Annotated in this window: 11 protein-coding genes and 1 pseudogene; 8 read left to right on the top strand and 4 right to left on the bottom strand. The window is 59.0% G+C overall.

The annotated features are described in order from the left end of the window. Positions 1 to 170 precede the first annotated feature (170 nt). Complete coding sequence (locus FHT93_RS19225) at positions 171 to 914, top strand: glycerophosphodiester phosphodiesterase family protein (protein WP_183848959.1); 744 nt, start codon at positions 171 to 173, stop codon at positions 912 to 914. A gap of 340 nt (positions 915 to 1,254) precedes the next feature. Continuing rightward, a complete protein-coding gene (locus tag FHT93_RS19220; protein WP_112543223.1) occupies positions 1,255 to 1,860 on the top strand; it encodes a L,D-transpeptidase in 606 nt (201 codons plus the stop codon). Positions 1,861 to 2,336: 476 nt separating this feature from the next. Here FHT93_RS19220 and FHT93_RS19215 read toward each other — a convergent pair whose 3' ends face one another. Then, a complete protein-coding gene (locus FHT93_RS19215; RefSeq protein ID WP_112543222.1) occupies positions 2,337 to 5,837 on the bottom strand; it encodes an AAA family ATPase in 3,501 nt (1,166 codons plus the stop codon). A 1-nt stretch (position 5,838) separates the two neighbouring features. After that, on the bottom strand, positions 5,839 to 7,107 hold the full coding sequence (locus tag FHT93_RS19210; protein ID WP_112543221.1) for a DNA repair exonuclease: 1,269 nt from the start codon (positions 7,105 to 7,107) through the stop codon (positions 5,839 to 5,841). Positions 7,108 to 7,209: 102 nt separating this feature from the next. Between FHT93_RS19210 and FHT93_RS19205 the strand changes: the two are divergent. After that, positions 7,210 to 7,595, top strand: a pseudogene (locus FHT93_RS19205) (membrane-bound PQQ-dependent dehydrogenase, glucose/quinate/shikimate family); the annotation flags it as partial. A gap of 164 nt (positions 7,596 to 7,759) precedes the next feature. On the opposite strand, the gene FHT93_RS19200 reads toward FHT93_RS19205, so the two are convergent. After that, positions 7,760 to 8,047, bottom strand: a complete 288-nt coding sequence (locus tag FHT93_RS19200) for a response regulator (protein ID WP_162730003.1) — start codon at positions 8,045 to 8,047, stop codon at positions 7,760 to 7,762. A 57-nt stretch (positions 8,048 to 8,104) separates the two neighbouring features. Next, positions 8,105 to 8,557, bottom strand: a complete 453-nt coding sequence (locus FHT93_RS19195) for a ferritin-like domain-containing protein (protein ID WP_112543219.1) — start codon at positions 8,555 to 8,557, stop codon at positions 8,105 to 8,107. Between the two features lie 891 nt (positions 8,558 to 9,448). Between FHT93_RS19195 and FHT93_RS35565 the strand changes: the two genes are divergently transcribed. From FHT93_RS35565 to ligD, 5 genes are all read left to right on the top strand, one after another. Then, entirely contained in the window at positions 9,449 to 9,601 is a 153-nt protein-coding gene (locus tag FHT93_RS35565) for a hypothetical protein (RefSeq protein ID WP_246781648.1), read from the top strand. Between the two features lie 70 nt (positions 9,602 to 9,671). After that, on the top strand, positions 9,672 to 9,821 hold the full coding sequence (locus FHT93_RS36020; RefSeq protein ID WP_348649782.1) for an RT0821/Lpp0805 family surface protein: 150 nt from the start codon (positions 9,672 to 9,674) through the stop codon (positions 9,819 to 9,821). A gap of 147 nt (positions 9,822 to 9,968) precedes the next feature. Then, a complete protein-coding gene (locus tag FHT93_RS19185; RefSeq protein ID WP_113210895.1) occupies positions 9,969 to 11,822 on the top strand; it encodes a glycoside hydrolase family 15 protein in 1,854 nt (617 codons plus the stop codon). A gap of 1,714 nt (positions 11,823 to 13,536) precedes the next feature. Next, positions 13,537 to 13,824: a hypothetical protein gene (locus tag FHT93_RS19180; protein WP_210299349.1), complete on the top strand. Its 288-nt coding sequence runs from the start codon at positions 13,537 to 13,539 to the stop codon at positions 13,822 to 13,824. 1,148 nt (positions 13,825 to 14,972) lie between these two features. Then, the gene (gene ligD, locus FHT93_RS19175) at positions 14,973 to 17,654 is read left to right on the top strand and encodes a DNA ligase D (RefSeq protein ID WP_183848957.1); all 2,682 of its coding nucleotides are present in this window, start codon (positions 14,973 to 14,975) and stop codon (positions 17,652 to 17,654) included. Positions 17,655 to 17,664: the final 10 nt, after the last annotated feature.

Below are 17,664 nucleotides of genomic sequence, written 5' to 3'. Positions count from 1 at the left end.
TGAAGGAAACACACGAACCGAATATCGCGTTCACGGCGGGTGCGTTGGGCATGTCAACAGACGAGCACCTCAATCATCTTAACACCGCGGTCTTTATCGGCAATAACAGCCACGCGTGGTTCGTCGGGACGTGACAGAGGCCACGAGATTTTGGCAAGGGTAGTTTTGTAGTGGCAGTCAATCGTTGGCTCGGCGTCTTCAAGAAGCCGCTTGTGATCGCGCATCGGGGCGGCGCCCTGCTGGCGCAGGAAAACAGCAGGGCAGCTTTTCGCGCCGCCGAAAAGGCAAATGCAGATGCGATCGAAACCGACGTACGCATTACCCGAGACGGGATCCTCGTGAACTTTCACGACGCTGACCTGCAGCGGCTCTGTGGCGATCGACGAAGCGTGGCCGAGATCGATTTCCGCACGTTGAAATCCCTCGTTCCGGCGATCATGACATTGGCGGAGGCGATAGCTTCTTCCGCGCCACTCGGATTGCTGCTTGATGTGAAGCTGATGGACAGGACGTATCTGCCTTCAATCCTCGCGGAAATCTCTCGCGCTGACGCGGCTGGGCGCACTCTCCTTGGACTTCGTGACATCGCTCTTGTCAAAGCAGCCCGAGACACCGCAGCCGACATTGCGATACTCGCGCTTGCAAGCGATCCGGAGCTGCACCAAAGCGCCGCGCAGGCGGGCGCCAATTGGTTTCGTCTGTGGCAGGGCGAACTGTCTCCGGGACGTGCGGCTTCGTTCAGAGGCGCTGGCATGCGGCTTGCGGTCATGGTGGGGCAGCCGCGTGATGTGCCCTTGCCGGAGTATCCGCGCTACCCTGTCGGCCTGGTCGATGCGGAGGGATTGAAGCAAATCGCCATTGCAGACCCGGACGCGATCATGCTCGACGACCCGCATCTCCTCACCCGACCATGAGCACAGACATCCGTAAATGTCAGCGCCAATCTGGCTGACCAGGGCGGTGAGTGTCGACATAGCGTCGGTCAAACATCCTATCGGCTTTTTGTACTAAGGTCGCGGTGAAATCCGAGGAACGAATGCACCCAAATGGGCCTGCCGCGCCGGACCGCTCTCTCTGCCAGAGCCTCCGCGCGCCTCGCCGTTTTCGCTGAGACAGGCGTAGGCATGCTCGCGTGCCGACCGATTCGAGTTCAATCCTTTCGCCCGGCAACAGTCCAGGAGGTGGCAAGGCGCTGACATAGTCCCGCCACAGAGCTCGTCCTAATAGCGCTTGTTTAACAAGCGGATGAGGATTATGAGGCTTCTTGCTATTCTGGTCGCCACTCTCTTGCTGAGCGCCGTTCAGTCTGACGCTCAGGTGTATGCGCCTTACGACGGATATGATGACTATGGCGGCTACGGATACGACGAGCCGTACAGCCCGTACCTACCGCCGCCGATATACGAGCCACGTCCCCGCTACCCAAACCCGGCGCCAAACCGGGCGCCCATCACCAGATCGACAGGATCGATCGTGATCGTTACAGGTCAACACGCTCTCTATTACACCACACCGTGGGGAGAGCGGTACGTCTATCCGATCGCCGTGGGTCGTGAAGGCAAACAATGGTACGGAATGACCCGGGTCGTCTCGAAGAAAGAACATCCGGAGTGGCGACCGACTACGAGCATGCGTCAGAAGAACCCAAAGCTGCCTGCCGTCGTCAAACCTGGCCCGAACAATCCTCTTGGCACGCGCGCGATATATCTTGCCGATGGGCTTCTACGCATCCACGGAACAAACGACCCCTCGTCCATTGGGACCAACGCGTCGAGCGGTTGCTTTCGGATGTATCGCCAAGACGTAGAGGAGCTCTACGAGATGGTGCAGCCGGGGACACAGGTTATCGTTCACCGTTGACCTTACACAACGCACACCGTTGCCAAATCCTCTTTGTGTCAGCCTTCCCGTGACAATGCTGCGGTGATCGTCGCTCATTCGGTCCATCCCGCCTCAAGTCGCCCACTTTGCCGAAGCTCGCAAGCAGGCGTGGCGAACTCGTTTCACCGGTCTCGCCGTCCACCGTGATGGATTAGGCACCGACCCCGATCGACCTGCAGACATCGGTAATGCAATCTTCTCAGCGGACATGCCGGTGGAAGCCTCTCGCATTTTTCCCAGGACCAATCCTGCCGGTTGCGCTTGAATGGAACGACGATCAATTTCTCTGACAATGACATCGGGGAACCCAGAAACCTTCGTTTGAGTAACGTTAGCTGAGTGCTTCGATCTAGTCATCCAGCTCGCACCTCGAACATATCGAGAGCGAAAGGGGGCGATCCAGCGCAGGCGCCTTCAGTTTGGAGAATGCAAGCTGACGTTAATCTGTGGCATTCCTACTCCGCCGCCATCGCCTTGACAGGCAATGACGACTGGATTGTTTCCAGGTCGTGAAGGAGGACTCCTGGACAGACCTTTTGGGCGATCTCGGTCAGATGACGATGGTGGGTCAAATAGATTACCTGCCCGTGCTCCGCCATCTGCGCAAACAGTCGGAAGGCTTCCTCAGCCCGGAAATCGTCGAATGTTTCCATGATGTCGTCTGCAATGAAAGGAATCGGGGGCCGGTTGGCGACGAACTCGAAATATCCGGCGACGCGCAGTGCGAGGTAGAGCTGGAAACGCGCCCCTTTCGAAAGTTCATCGGCCGACTTCGACCCTCCGTGCGCCGATATTGCGATCAGTACTTCGCCATCCCTGCTTGGCTGCGCAGCGACGCCTGTATAGGCTCCACGACTGATGGTTCTGAAAGCCTCCGAGGCTTTCGTCATCATTCCACTGCGATGCCTATCCCTGTATAGCTTTAGCGCCTGCTCGGCTGCCGTAACACCTGCCCGAAGCTCCAGGTAGCGCCCCGCACGTTCCTCGATTTCGACCAGGAGCGTTCGCCGCTGCTCCTCGATTTCCGCAACCACAGAATCCCCACCGATCGCGTCGATCGCCTTTTGCGCTGTAGCTCGCTCATGAAATAAGTCGCGACAGGTCTTGTCCTGATCCTCCAGGGCGGGCGTCAAGGCTTCGAGTTGTTCTTCCAATGCCTCTCGATCGGCCAGCGCGAGCTGCTGCTCGACCTCGGCGATGCCTTTCGCCCTGCTGATCTCGACCAGGCCTTGCTCCAGTTCGACAATCGAGCTCTGCAGTGCCTGCCGCTTCGAGAACAGACTGATGTGGGCCTCGACCTCGTCGGCGTTCACACACCCGAAAAATGTCGTCATCTCATTCATGCGGGCATCGAAAATGTCTCTCTCAACAACAAGCGCTCGTTCACTCTCGCGTTTCCTTTCGAGATCTTTCGCGAGCTTGTGCCGTTGCTCCTGGCTCCGCTCTGCCACTTTGACCCGTTCGGCGATTATCCGCGCCAGTTCGGTTGGAGAACCGGAGTGCTCCACCTTGAGCCTGTCACACAGTTCGAAGACCGCTGCCTCGAACGACATGCGGTCCTTTTCCATCTTCTGAACGCGATCCACCAACCCGTCCCTGGCTTCGACAGCGGTTGCGAGCTTTTCAAGAACCTGTAGGATCCCATTGACGGCGCCGACATCAGGGACCTGCTGCTCTTCTCCGATCCAGCAACCATCGCAAAGCTCGCGCCAGCTTGCGTCCCACTCACGAGCGGTTTTCATCGCGTCGTCCCTGGCGCTCGTGCGCTCGGTGATCTCTTCGGTCAGACGCCGTAAGCGATCGCTATGATCCATGGCCAGGTTGAAGAGGTCCAGCTCTTGCTCTGCGGCGGAGAAAAGCGTTGCCAGATCCGCATCGACATTGCCCGCCACGCCTGCTCCTTGCATGGCGGCGAGCAGCTGTTTCTTCGATTGCTCTACCCTATCGCGAATGTCGGCAATTTCCTGCCCGATCGCCAATCGATCTTCGCGCGTTCGAAGGGCAATTGCCCTCCTCCGGATCCATTCTTCAAGCTCCGCGGGATCGAGCGAGGCACCAAAAGAAATCGCTGCCAAGGCTCCCGACATCTCACTTCTGACTTCGGCGAGGCAACGCTCGGCTGCATGAAGGCGCTCGCGCGCAATTTCGATATCCGATGCCACAGATGCCCGCGTGAGCTTCAATTGCGCCAGTTTGCTTGCCTCAGCGAAGTGGATAAGCCGCTGCGTCACGAGTTGGTCGTCGGCCCTCATCGCCGTCTCGAAAGCGGCGGCCGAGGTCGCGTCCATTGTCTTGCGATGTGACATCCATGCCGTCTCGCGCGCCGCCCGGCTTGCAGCGACCGATGCCTCGTCAATCTCGCCCGCTCTGGCGCGCAAGAGATCGATCTCAACATCCATGCGCCGGACTTCCGGCTCCAGCCGCCCGAGATCGGCTTGCGCCGCCTTCACCCGATCTCGGCCTTCGTTGTATCGGCTTTTCCAGTCGTCCAGCTTTGCGGGCGATGGCATCGCCATCATCGCGAGTTCGCCGGCGGTTCCGCGCCAGGGCGCAAGCTGTGCCAGGTTCTGCGATAGGACCACATCCATGCTTTCGCAGCGTCGCATCAACGACCGGTGAGCAAGAGCGTCGTCCGATCGCGGCAGGGCCCTGACTGTCGCGGCGAGCAGCTTAAACGCATTGATCCGTCCGGGAGACTCGAATTCTTCGAACGGGCTGACGCTCTCGCCCTCATCCTCAAGTGCCCGCTGGGCTCGTTTGAGCTCCTGCGACGCAGATGACAGGCGGGCGTCGATGCCTGACCGCTCGGTTATCAACGCCCTGAACTTGCCGATGGTGACAGCATCCAGCACCAATCTCGCCGGCGTTATTTCATCGCCTTTTCCGAGCTGCAGAAGAAGTGCTTTGACGGAGAGTTCTGCAATCCGGCCGCTGAGCTTGGGGATATCGACCAAAGCTGTCAGATATCGCGGTTCCAGGATTTTCGTAAGGTCGGCGACACGCGCAGAAAGACCAAGAGCGACCCGGTCATCTACGGTCTGCGTTATCTCCTTTTCGACCTCTTGAATCGAACGGCCGACCTCGTCCAACCTTACGCGGACGGCAATATCGCCCTTTCGAATTTCGACAAGCTCCGAACTCCAGGATGAGGGCGGTTCGCACACGATCTCCAGGGCGTCGAACTGGTCCCGCAACGCTGTGAGCCTTTTCATCGTTGGGAGCGCGCTCAGGACACGATTGATCTCATCCGCCTGCCGCTTGGTATTTGCCCTTTCCGTCAGGGCTCGATCGTAGAGCGCGTCAAGGCGGTTCAGTTCCGTCAACCGCTTGCGATATTCCGTGACCTGGAGGTCGAGCTCCTCGCGTTTCTGCTTCAATTCCGTCAAGCGGGCCTTAAGGTCACCCAGCAGGCCGGAGCGTCCGCGGAATTTATAGAAACCGTCCGCATCCGCGCGGATCGCGACAAGGTGTCGACTGAGATCCGAAAGCCCGGCACTGGCCGAAAAGAGCAGTTCCCCGAGATCGCCTCTGCTTGCAAGGATGTTCTCGCCACCTTTCTCGAGCGTGGTGTCGTCCAGCGAGAACATCGTCGAGAACGCATCGCGGTCAATGCCTCCGAGATCGGCTCTGATTTCGGCGTCAGCCAGGCTGCGCTCGTCGCCGGCGAGCAGGCTGTTCTGGGCCCGTTTGATGCGCACGAACTCCCGCGCCTGGCCAGCAACCTGGACGTTGGCGCCTAAACGCATGGTATTATAGGGATGCAGAAAGCCATATCTGGACGTGTTGCCGATCCCGAAGATCAGATCGAGGATGGCATCGAGCGTGGTCGACTTACCTGCTTCGTTCGGTCCGTAGATGATGTGCAGGTCAGCCGATCCGACCGGGCGCGGCCCAAAATCGAGGATGGCGTCGGTGAATCTCCCATAGCGCGTGAGATCAAGGCGATTGATGCGCACGCTATTCTCCCTCGCCACTGCGTAGGCGCGCCAGAACCTGCGAGGCGCCGTTCCTGGCCAATTGAGACGCCAGGGCCTCGAATGATGCTTCGTCTCTGCCGAATGTGTCTCGAAGCTCGGCCGGAAGCTGCCCTCTCAGTTCATCGAGGATGGAGCACAGTTCGCCGACATAATCGGTGGAACCGAGGATCTCCTCGTCGATAATCGATGCCAGCTCGTGGAGCGCACCGGACTGGCGGTCGCGGCTATGACCCGGTATCGTGGGCGAAGCGACCACCTTCTCGATCCAGATGTTGCCCGCCGACGCTGCGCGCAATTCCAATTCCGTCCGCAACAGGTCCGTATCGCGTCGCAGTCTCCACGCAAGGTCATTGGTTCCAATCAATTCAACGCGCGCCACGAGATGGTCGGCTGACACCGTTGAAGAAAGGCTCTCAAGTTTGCTGTTGACCTCGAGGACGACGTCCTTCCAATCAGCGGCCTGCGATATATCGATTACAAGTCTCTCGAACTGCGCAACAGCCGTGTGGCGCTCCTCGACGATGATCGAGCGGTCATCCCTGATCGTGACCAGCGACACGGATTTGCGGCCATCCTCGTTGATGTCGCGCCCCTGAGGTATGCCGGGCATGATGATCGTCGAGGCGCCGCCAGGGACGGCCGATCGCCTGTGAATGTGGCCGAGTGCCCAATAGCGAAATCCGCTCTGCTGAAGATCGGCAACGCTGCATGGAGCATATAAATCGTGCCCGGGCGACCCGCCGAGGCTGGTATGCAGTAGACCGATATTAACGGCGTCCGGAAACGGAGGCGGAAAGTTTCGCAGCAGGCTCTCGGGTGCATGCGGCTTGGCGAAGCTGAGCCCATGGATGGCCACGGGAAAATGGCAAGCGTCACGATCGACGAGGGTTGTCTCCGCCGCGGCGCCGAAAACCTTAACCGTATCAGGCATCACCAGCTCGGCAGTGATTTTCGACAGCGCATCGTGGTTGCCGCGGATGATGAAAGTCCCGATGCCTGCTTGATGAAGGCGGGCGAGCTGTTCGGCGAGGAACCTTGCCGTCTTCATGGACGTCTGCTCGCCGTCATAAAGGTCACCTGCGACAAGGAGTGCGTCCACCCGCTCCTCGAGACAAAGGTCCACGATCCGGACGAACGACCGTCGGGTCGCAAGTCCGATCAACTTGGAAAGCTCGAGGTTTCGTAAGGCCAGCGTCCGAAGCGGGGAGTCGAGATGAATGTCAGCAGTATGAAGGAACCGATAGACCAAGAGCCGAGCCTCATGTGTTGGTCTACCTTCCTATCGCCATTCGCCATTCGGCACCAGCCAATATTCCTGTTTTGTTCCCGTCGTCCCCAGGATGTTTGGCCGCTGCAGATTCCCTGCCAGGCGCCGCCTTGGGGTTATGTCGCCGGCGTAGATCTCCGCACCGGCGGCATCGCCTATATGCACAAGAACGGCACGGTGCACGACATGACGCCGCTGCCCCTGCCCTTCAAGGTGGGCCGTGCCCGGTATCCGCGGGCCAATGATGACCAAGGGCGGCGGCGGCGCCTTCCTGGGGGCGCCGCCGTCGACAACTACCTGCGCGCCTATGACGTGACGAACGGCCGACAACTGTCGGAAGCCCGGCTGCCGGCCGGCGGTCAGGGGGCGCCGACGACCTATAGGACGGATGACAACAAGCAATAGTCGTCATGGTTGCGGGCGGCCACGGTTCGGTCGGCACTAAGCATATCGCCTACACGCTGCCGTGAGCATTAGAGCCACAATCGACCCGCCAATCCGGCTCACGCAGCGCATTATCAGTTTTGTTTGTTATCGCGGGCAGAAACGGTGTGGAGGGACGGCGATCTTCTGGCTGCCAGGGGGCTGCTCAGATGCCCGGTTTCCTCGCATGGGCGGTGCTCCAGCGCCAATGTCAGGTTCCGTATGCCGCCGCGGCGACTGGCACTCGGCCCGTAACGTGCCTTGCGGCTGCGGCCCAATCAGTTGGTTTTGTGAAAACCTTGGCGTCGCGATAGAAGGGTGGACGGGACATTTCGTCATAGCCAGTCACGAAGGCGAAGGGGATCTGCCGCATCGAGAGGAAGGCTGCAACAGGATAAAATATCTCCCTCGAGAGATTGACGTCGAGCAGCGCCCCATCCAGGTCAAACTCGTACTCCGCAATTTCGAGGGCTGCCGACATCGTGGGAACCGCGAGCACTTGAGCTCCAAGGGTATCTTTCATGCCGTGAAGCGTGCCTTGCGTGGTATGGGGCAGTCAGGATAGTGTGTCCGCCGTAGTGCTCATCCATGCCCGATGACGTTCCTCATCCAGGTGTGCACTCATGAAAAACGCTTTCGTGGCCGGGATGGCATCCTCGTGCCGGATTGCACGCTCATACGCGGTGACGGTATCGTCCTCGTTCGTTTTCATCGCCTTAAGGATGGCGGCATCGCCCATAATTTCCGCGATAGCGATCTTGCCTGTCGTCAGCATCTTCTTCAAATCGCCTCCGGACGGCGCCTGCACATCCAATTCGCGGGCCATGTCGGTAAGCACCTTAAGGTGCTGTAGATGGTCCTGTTTGAATATTGCGATTTGTGCGCCGAGCTCCTTGTTGTCGAGCCGATCGATGCAAGACTCGTAGGCGGCGATCGCGTCGTGCTCAAGAGAGATTAGATCCGTTACCAGCTCTTCGATACTGGATTCCTCGCCGACCATCGTGACCATATTGCTTCCTCTTTGCGGTGTTTCCCCGCACCAATGGTCGAGGGGCATCGATGTTCCCCAGGCTTGGGGAACTGTCCGCTACCGTACGCTCATCACTTCGTGCGACATGATAACTTCAGGTTAGAGCTGCTCGCCACTCCCGCGATCATCAAGGCGAACCGAGAGGCGAAAACGCGCAGGGGAACAATTATGTGAAGCAGCCATTACCTTCTCGAACGAGAGGAGGCTCGATGTTCGTTCTGCTGACAATTTTGAGCGCCCTGATTGCCACAATGTTCGTGGCCTCGGTTGTGGCGACCATTCATGAACTGAAAAGGGATAGTGCCGGCAAACGGCCATCGCGTGGCGCACTTCCATGGTAACATCGCCAGCAGCCTGCCGAGCCTATAAACAGCTACACTGAAGAAGGTTAAGTTCTTTTCCACACGCCGACTTCTGCGCGAAAGTCCATCAAGCGTCGTTACTGGTCGTAGTGACCAAGCACCTGTTTAACCGTCGGCCACCCTCACCGATTTCGCTGCGAAACATCTTACCCCAGGCCCTGATCGACAACCATGTCGCGAAATTGATCGACGTTGCGGAACAAACTGATCGTAAACAAGTCTTTATGACGGGATCGCGTGGCGGGCCTGTTCTCGCCCATTCCTCTGTTCGCGCTGAGGCCGCGCGGTCCCACCAAACACCTCCAGCTCAACCACGCTGCAAGGCGTTTTCACACGACATTTTGTAACCATGGGCTACTTCTCGTTCAGGGCTCGTATCGCTGTGGGTGTTGGGTCATGGACATTCGACACCTCAACCGGAATTGGGTTAGGTCATCGTCATCTTCTAGATTGCCGACGACTGTTGTGGTCGGTTACTCATAAGCCATCGCAATAAAAGTGACGTGCAATGCAGAAGGCGAAACGATTTATCCAGCAGATGAATCCGAAGCATTTCATCACGGCCATGGGTGCGGCTCCGGCGGCATGTTCACAAGTTGAGCCTCTTGAGACGCCGCTCGCACGGGTGCCGCTGGTTGCGCCGGTGCCGATCAAGCAGTGATTGCAAATACCGTCGGACGTGGTCCTGTCGGCGCAACCGCGCTGGCCTGGGCCATCCGTCAACGGGCGGCGTGGGTGTCATTGAAGAGATCGATGCCAGCATCGACGGCCGGAATGGATGCCGCGGTTTTGTGACCAGCCGGCAATCGCTCGACGGGATAACGCGCTTCAACGGCTTTGCCTGCCCGTCCGGTGACAGTTGGAAACTCACTGACCGATAAGGGTCGATTTCAGCCAAGCCCAATCTCTCTTGTCACTCTATGACTGTCTACTTGGTCAGGTCGTTCTTTTAATCCCGGAATCGAGCCGCGATCCCGGGACCCATCTGGTCTATCAAGCGTTTCCTCGTGGTTTGCATGGAGCACTTCATGGACCCGCGAACGAAATCCGATCGCCTGTCGCCGCAATCCCGTAGAGAAGTCACTGTGCCGAGGCCGATTTCGGATCACGGTGTTATCGGCGATCTCGCCACGATGGCGTTGATTGCCAAGGACGGTGCCATCGATTTCATGTGCTGGCCGAATTTCGACAGCCCGACGATTTTTGCGGGCCTTCTCGACCCGGAGCGCGGCGGTGTCTTCGAACTTTGCCCCGAGATCGAGGACGCGCGGGTGACGCAGCAATATCTCCCGGATACAAACGTCTTGCTCACGCGTTGGATGGGCAAGGATGCAAGTGCCGAATTGACCGATTTCATGGCTGTAAGGGACAGCGACAGCGATAGTCCGACGACGGTTGGGCGCCGGCTTCGGGCGACACGTGGCGAAGTTCTCTTTACGATGCACTGCGCACCGCGTTTCGACTACGCCCGCGAATCGGTGGCGCCCGATGTCGACGAAACCGTTGCGTTGTGGCGGCCGTCGCAAGCTCAAGGCTTCCGCCTCTCCGCGAACTTGGCGCTCACGGCCGATGCTACCGCCGTCCGCGCCAGCGGTAGGCTCGTGGCCGGTGAAACGGCCGATTTCATTCTTTCGAGCATCGATGACGGGCAAATCGCGATCCCGGAGATCGATGATTTCGAAAATGCGACCATCGCCTTCTGGCAGGATTGGGCCGCGAAATCCACGTATCGTGGCCGCTGGCGGGAAATGGTCATCAGATCCGCCCTGTCGCTGAAATTGATGACGTCGCGGCGTCATGGCTCTATCGTCGCTGCGGGAACGTTCGGCTTGCCGGAAGCGCCCGGCGGCACTCGAAACTGGGACTACCGCGCAACCTGGATCCGCGATGCTTCCTTCACCGTCTATGCCTTAATGCGCCTCGGCTACAGGCAGGAGGCTGAAGCCTTTAATTCCTGGATCGGCAAGCGCGCCATGAAATGTGGCGCCGGTGGCAAACTCGACATCATGTATGCCGTCGATGGCAGCCAGGTGCCTGACGAGATCAGCCTGGATAGCCTGTCCGGTTATGGAGGGTCACGTCCCGTGCGGATCGGCAACGGGGCAGCAGAACAGTTCCAGCTCGATATATATGGCGAGCTAATGGATGCGATCTACCTGAGCAACAAATACGGCCACGCTATCTCGCACGATGGCTGGAACGGCGTGCGCGAAGTGATCGACTACGTCTGCCAACATTGGCGAGACGCGGACGCCGGCATCTGGGAAATGCGGCGCGAGCCGCAGCACTTTCTCCATTCCCGGCTGATGTGCTGGGTTGCCGTTGACCGTGCAATCCGACTTGCGAGCAAACGATCTCTTGCCGCGCCCTTCAGCAAGTGGATCGATGTCCGCAACGATATATACGAGGATATCTGGGCGAACTTCTGGAACGAGGAGAAAGGGCATTTTGTCCAGACCAGGGGTGGAGATAGTCTAGATGCTTCCCTGTTGCTGATGCCGCTGGTGCGCTTTGTCAGCGCAACGGATCCTCGATGGCTCGCGACCCTCGATGCCATTGGAAAAACCTTGGCCGATGACGGCGTGGTTTATCGCTACAAGAACGCGGATGGGTTGAGAGGCAGGGAAGGCGCATTTTCAGCTTGCTCTTTCTGGTATGCTGAATGCCTTGCGCGAGCCGGGGACCTGAAGAAGGCCCGCCGCGTGTTTGAGTCCGTCCTCAATTACGCCAATGATCTCGGACTCTACGCGGAGGAATTCGATGTTCGCGGAGATCTGCTTGGCAATTTCCCGCAAGCGTTCACGCATCTGGCCCTAATCAGTGCAGCCTATTATCTCGACCGCGAACTTGACCGGCGCAACGATCAGGAATGGCGACCGTAAGATGCGCTGGTTCGCCGCTCTGCCAGTGCAGCAATCCAGGCAGCTACGCGGGGTGTCTTCGTTTGGGGCCGTCGCGTTTCCGTGAGGACCGCCCGGCTTTCTTGGCGGCGATGGATTTTGCGATTTCACCGCACGTATGGACAAAGCTCCAGCGGTCGTTGACTTGGAGCAGGACGGTACCAAGCACCGGGCGATACCCGTCTATAAACCTGAAAAGGCCCGGAAGAGAGTTCCTCGGCCATCTCAACCACGATCGACGAACGTTTCGCCCCAAGCTGACCCTTCCAGTTCGCACCACCCGGCAACCTTGTTCGCGACGATGGAGCTCCCCTTGTCGATCTTGCTCTTGCGAGCGTACGAGGTCATGACCGTGTGTCAGCGAGCGTATCGCCGGACGAAGAACTGGAAGCTCTCCGCGCCGAGGTACGCAGGCTGCGGGAGAGCCACGCGAAAGCTGCGCGGCGGGCCAGCAGGAACTCTCGCAGATCCAGAGAGCGAACCTGCTGCGGCCGACGACACGGGACGGGCGGGGGCCGATACCGCACGCCGACTGCGCACAGAAACGAACCAGGTTTGAGGGATCGTGGTTCGTCCAATGTGGTTCCCAGCCTCAGTTCTGAGCGCCTCCTCCCTCCAACGGGATCCTCGATTGAGAAGGTCCTGCAGGAGCAGGGTCGGTTAGCTGACCTTGCAGCAACGCAACCCAAGCAAACACGGCTCCCACAAAAATGGCCGCGATTGCGACTGCCCAGAGCGAGCGGGCTGTCCCGGCTCGCCCCCCACGCTTTCCTTGAGCTTCATATTCGGTTGACCTCTTTGTTGATCCGTAAGGGTCATTGTCCGTCATGTCACTCTCCTGAAATCCATGCCGGCAAGAGGGTCAATAGGACGAGCGGCTGGTGTTCCCGAGGGTCCGCTCATAATCCTCCGCTTGCATCTTTGCTTCGTCTTGCGCGCTTGTCCGTTGCCAGCCAAGACGCCTGGATGACGCGATCCGCACATCCCTGCTTTAGACAACCGATCCAGCTTCGGCTTTTCGGGCGGAGCATTTGCATGGTCGCTCGCGGCCGACAATGAGAAGGAAACTCGTCCTGCGTCGAAAGGATGCTGTACGGCTCCGTACAGTGCTGGCCAGCCGGATTCAAAGAGCGACAAGGTCGAACAGCTTGTCAGATCCGGGATGGACACCGATGCTCAGGCACGAAACGCGAGCTCATCGGACGCGGTGGTGAAGCGGAGCACCGGACGCCACGAAGGAACGCTGTCTTCCAATTGGAGACATTGGTCCTGGGAGATAATCAGTTCAGAGGCGTCTAGTCCCCGCCTCAGCGAAGTTTGCACTGGCCGCTGGGGATATTCGTTTCGAAGAACGGGCGGTCCACTTGTTGATCTGCCCTCACCCGCTGTGTGGACGCGATTCGCTGCCAGCGGCGGAGCATACCGCGACTAGCCGCACTTGAGGTGAAGCATGCGGAGCACCAGTCGAAGCATCGTAACGGGAACTCATCCTCGTGCTTCTTGTTCGTGCCGGACGAGAGCGAAGAAGAAGATCGACGATCGACAAGCCGTGCCTTTCGCCACGGCAAAAAGCTATGCGCCGTCAGCCTGACGACGACGGCACGACAGCACGCAGATACGAACTAGGACGCGATCGCCACAAGTGAGTCATATGTTTTACGGCAATTGCCGGTGTAAATGAGAAAGGGAGCAACCGATGCTGAAAGACATACGCTTATCTGGCGGGATCGCAGCGATCATAGTCAGCCTCGCGGGCTGTGCTGCGCAGCCGACGACAAGCTCGCCTGCTGGCATGCGACCGCTTCCCGGCAGCCTCACCTACGGGGGCAAGGTTGTCCACTCCCGCTATAAACCTGGAACCGTGGTTAAGAATTCCTTCCTGGGCGAATTTGGATATCGTGTATTCGAACGCTACGTCGTACAGCCTGACGGAACGCTGAAACTCACATACCAGATGACTGGCCCCGATTTCCTGTGGGACTAATTCCGTTCCTGGTGCGCCGCTGATGAGGGCGCGATCGTGTTCTGCAAAGCAGGGCATCGGCGTCAAGCTTGTCTTATCCGCAGCGCATTAGCCCATGGAGGCGACTGGTGCGGCACCGGCAGCCGGTGCAAATCCAGTCGCTCCGGGTCAATAGCGAGCCCAGGTCAAGTTTCCTGAAGATGATCGTGTTCCACATGGCACGCTGGACAGTTGGCGATTAAATAATCATCGCCCAAAGCGGCGCCCGGCCTGTCTTCGTGCCTGCCTCGGCTCCGCGAGGGCCATCGATTTGCCACTATCATCTGGAGATTGGCCTGGTAGCCTCATCCTGGCCCGCGCACGTCTCCCCCGTGGCGGGCATCTTTCATTCGAACTATTCAGGATCTCTGGACCCCCGCAACCATTTGGTCATTTTGGGTTGGGCAGCGGTGGTGGATCAGCCCACTGGTGCGTGGCGCTTCCAGCCCCAGCTCGAACTAGCCAGATTTGCAGAACTTTTTCGGCCGTTGGCCGGCTGCTTAGAAAAGCGAATGCAGATTGAGGCCAGCCAAGGGAACGGGAGGACGCGAAAGTACCGGCGGTTGGTCGGTTCATCAACGACCTGCGGCAGCCATTCACGCCGCTCCAGCGCCATGAGATGCGGCGCCCTCTTCCGCCAAGAAGAGGGCGAAAGTCATGTCCACGCTCACCGAAAGGCAGGATCATCTCGCATCCCGTTCCCTCTGGAGATCAGCGCGTTGCCTACCGAGGAACTCGATAAGTACCCATTTGAGTGGAGGCCGCCACTTGATCATCATCATAGACGAAGAACGCACCCTCTCGTGCGACAGGACGACGACAGGCCGCTCTTCGAGTGGCTGTTGTTGTGAGAAGCCTAGCTCACCTCGAGGACTAACAATACGGACGGATCGGGGATTAAAGCGAGCCTCGATCGCGATGTGCTGCGGTCTGTAGCGGAACAAAATCAACCTTTGCACGCTTCTGGTAGCGAGGTCGCCGGCCGGGCAGCCGGAACGGACAGGGATGCACGACGCTGTTCAAGTCTTCGTCGCCACGAAGCGCCAGTTGAGATCCTGCCTGTCCTTGCCGATCCATGCCGATCTGTCCTCCGCTTTAGAGGCGGACGACGAATTCGTAAGGGGAATACAATGGCCAGCGACAAGCTCTCGACCTACAAGCAAAAGCGAGACTTCAAGAAGACGCAGGAGCCGAGCGGCCAGGCCAAGCTGAGAGCATCGAACCGGAGGCGCTTCGTGATCCAGAAGCACGATGCCACGCGTCTGCATTACGACCTTCGCCTCGAGCTGGACGGGGTCTTCAAATCCTGGGCAGTAACGAAGGGACCCTCTCTCGATCCGCAAGACAAGCGGCTGGCTGTCGAGGTAGAGGACCATCCCCTCGACTATGGGGACTTCGAGGGAACGATCCCCAAAGGCCAGTATGGCGGCGGCACGGTGATGCTATGGGATCGCGGCTATTGGGAGCCGGAGGGCAACAAGAGCCCGCAACAAGCTCTGGCAAAAGGTGATTTCAAGTTTTCCCTGGAGGGCGAACGTCTTCGTGGCAGCTTCGTGCTGGTGCGCATGCGCAACGACCGTGACGGCGGCAAACGGACCAACTGGCTGCTGATCAAGCATCATGACGATTTTTCTGTCGACGAGAATGGCGCCGCCGTGCTCGACGACAATGAAACCTCGGTCGCCTCTGGCCGGACAATGGCAGCGATTGCTGCCGGCAAGGGAAGAAAACCGAAGCCGTTCATGGTGGAAAGCGCTGACGTGCAGGCGGATGCGGTCTGGGACAGCGACCGGGGTCTGGCGGCCGAGGAGCGCGCCACCGGCCCTAAAGCCAGACGGCAGACAAAGGCGACAGAGGTAGCAACGTCATCCATTTCACCAACGTCAAACATGCCTGACTTTATTTCGCCGCAGCTATGCGAAACACGCGAGCGCCCACCTGGCGCTGCCGGGTGGATCCACGAAATCAAGTTCGACGGCTACCGCATCCAGATGCGGGTCAATGACGGCGACGTTACGTTGAAGACACGCAAGGGCCTGGACTGGACAGCAAAGTACCCGGCGATTGCCGGATCCGCCTCGGGTCTTCCTGATGTGATAATCGACGGTGAAATCTGCGCTCTCGATGAAAATGGTGCACCCGATTTCGCAGCACTTCAGGCAGCGCTATCTGAGGAAAAAACAGACGAACTGGTGTTCTTTGCCTTCGACATGATGTTTGAGGGCGAGGAAGATCTGCGCGAGCGTCCCTTGAGCGAGCGGAAGAGCCGCCTGCAGAGAGTGCTCATCGACGCCGGCGAAGATCCGCGGCTGCGTTTCGTCGAACATTTTGAGACTGGCGGGGACGCGGTCTTAAGATCGGCATGCAAGCTGTCGCTTGAAGGTATTGTCTCGAAACAGGCCGAAGCTGCTTATCAATCGGGACGCACCGAGACCTGGGTCAAGTCAAAGTGCCGCGCCGGGCACGAGGTGGTCGTTGGCGCCTATGCAAAGACAAACGGCAAATTCCGCTCGCTGCTTGTTGGTGTCAATCGGGGCGACCATTTCGTCTATGTGGGACGTGTAGGGACGGGATATGGTGCAAGCAAGATCAAGACGCTTCTGCCCAAGCTGCGCGCATTGGAAACGAACCGATCGCCATTTACCGGCATGGGTGCGCCGAAGAAGGACGCCGAGATTGTCTGGGTGAAGCCGGAGTTGGTGGCCGAGATCGAGTTTGCCGGCTGGACCGCCGACGGGCTTGTCCGGCAGGCGGCCTTCAAGGGCCTTCGTGAAGACAAGCCTGCGACGGAGGTCGTCGCCGAGAAGCCCGCCGCGCCCGATAAGGCAGGCACTCCCGATCCGGGGACATCTGCCAAACCGAAACAAGAGGCCAAGCCCCTCCGCAAAGGTGGCAAGGAAGATGTCATGGGTGTTTTGATCTCCAACCCCGACAAGTCGCTCTGGCCGGATGCCAACGACGGCGAACCGGTGTCGAAGGCCGATCTCGCCCGCTATTACGCAGCGGTCGGTTCCTGGATGATCGACCATATCAAGGGACGGCCGTGCTCGATAATCCGTTCGCCGGATGGCATTGGCGGCGAGCAATTTTTCCAGCGCCACGCGATGCTCGGCACCTCGAATCTTCTGGAGCTGGTCAAGGTGTTCGGCGACAAGAAGCCCTATCTCCAGGTCGATCGGATCGAAGGCCTGGCCGCCATTGCCCAGATCGGCGGGGTCGAGCTGCATCCATGGAATTGCGAACCTAGGCAGCCGGAAGTACCGGGCCGCCTTGTCTTTGACCTCGATCCCGGCCCGGATGTCTCCTTCGCGACCGTTGTCAAGGCAGCTCGCGAAATGCGCGACCGACTAGAAGAACTCGGGCTCGTCAGCTTCTGCAAGACAACTGGGGGTAAGGGATTGCACGTCGTCACGCCGCTTGCCGTGCCGAAAGGCAAGAAGCTGATCTGGGCCGAGGCGAAGGGATTTGCCCATGACGTCTGCCTGCAGATGGCTCGCGACAATCCGGAACTTTACCTGATCAAGATGGCGAAGAACCAGCGCAACGGCCGCATCTTCCTCGACTATTTGCGAAATGACCGGATGGCGACCGCCGTCGCTCCTCTGTCGCCACGGGCGCGGCCAGGCGCTACGGTGTCGATGCCGCTGACCTGGAGCCAGGTCAAAACCGATCTCGATCCGAAACGTTTTACCATCCGCACCGTGCCGACGCTGCTTGCCAAGACGAATGCCTGGCAGGACTATTGCGACGGGCAGCGATCTCTCGAGCAGGCGATCAAGCGTCTGGCAAAGGCGACGAGACAGGCCGCTTGACCAGCGGCCC

Origin of the sequence: Rhizobium sp. BK379, from assembly GCF_014193955.1 — a bacterium.
GTDB lineage: Bacteria > Pseudomonadota > Alphaproteobacteria > Rhizobiales > Rhizobiaceae > Rhizobium.
This window is presented reverse-complemented; position numbering and strand designations above follow the sequence as displayed.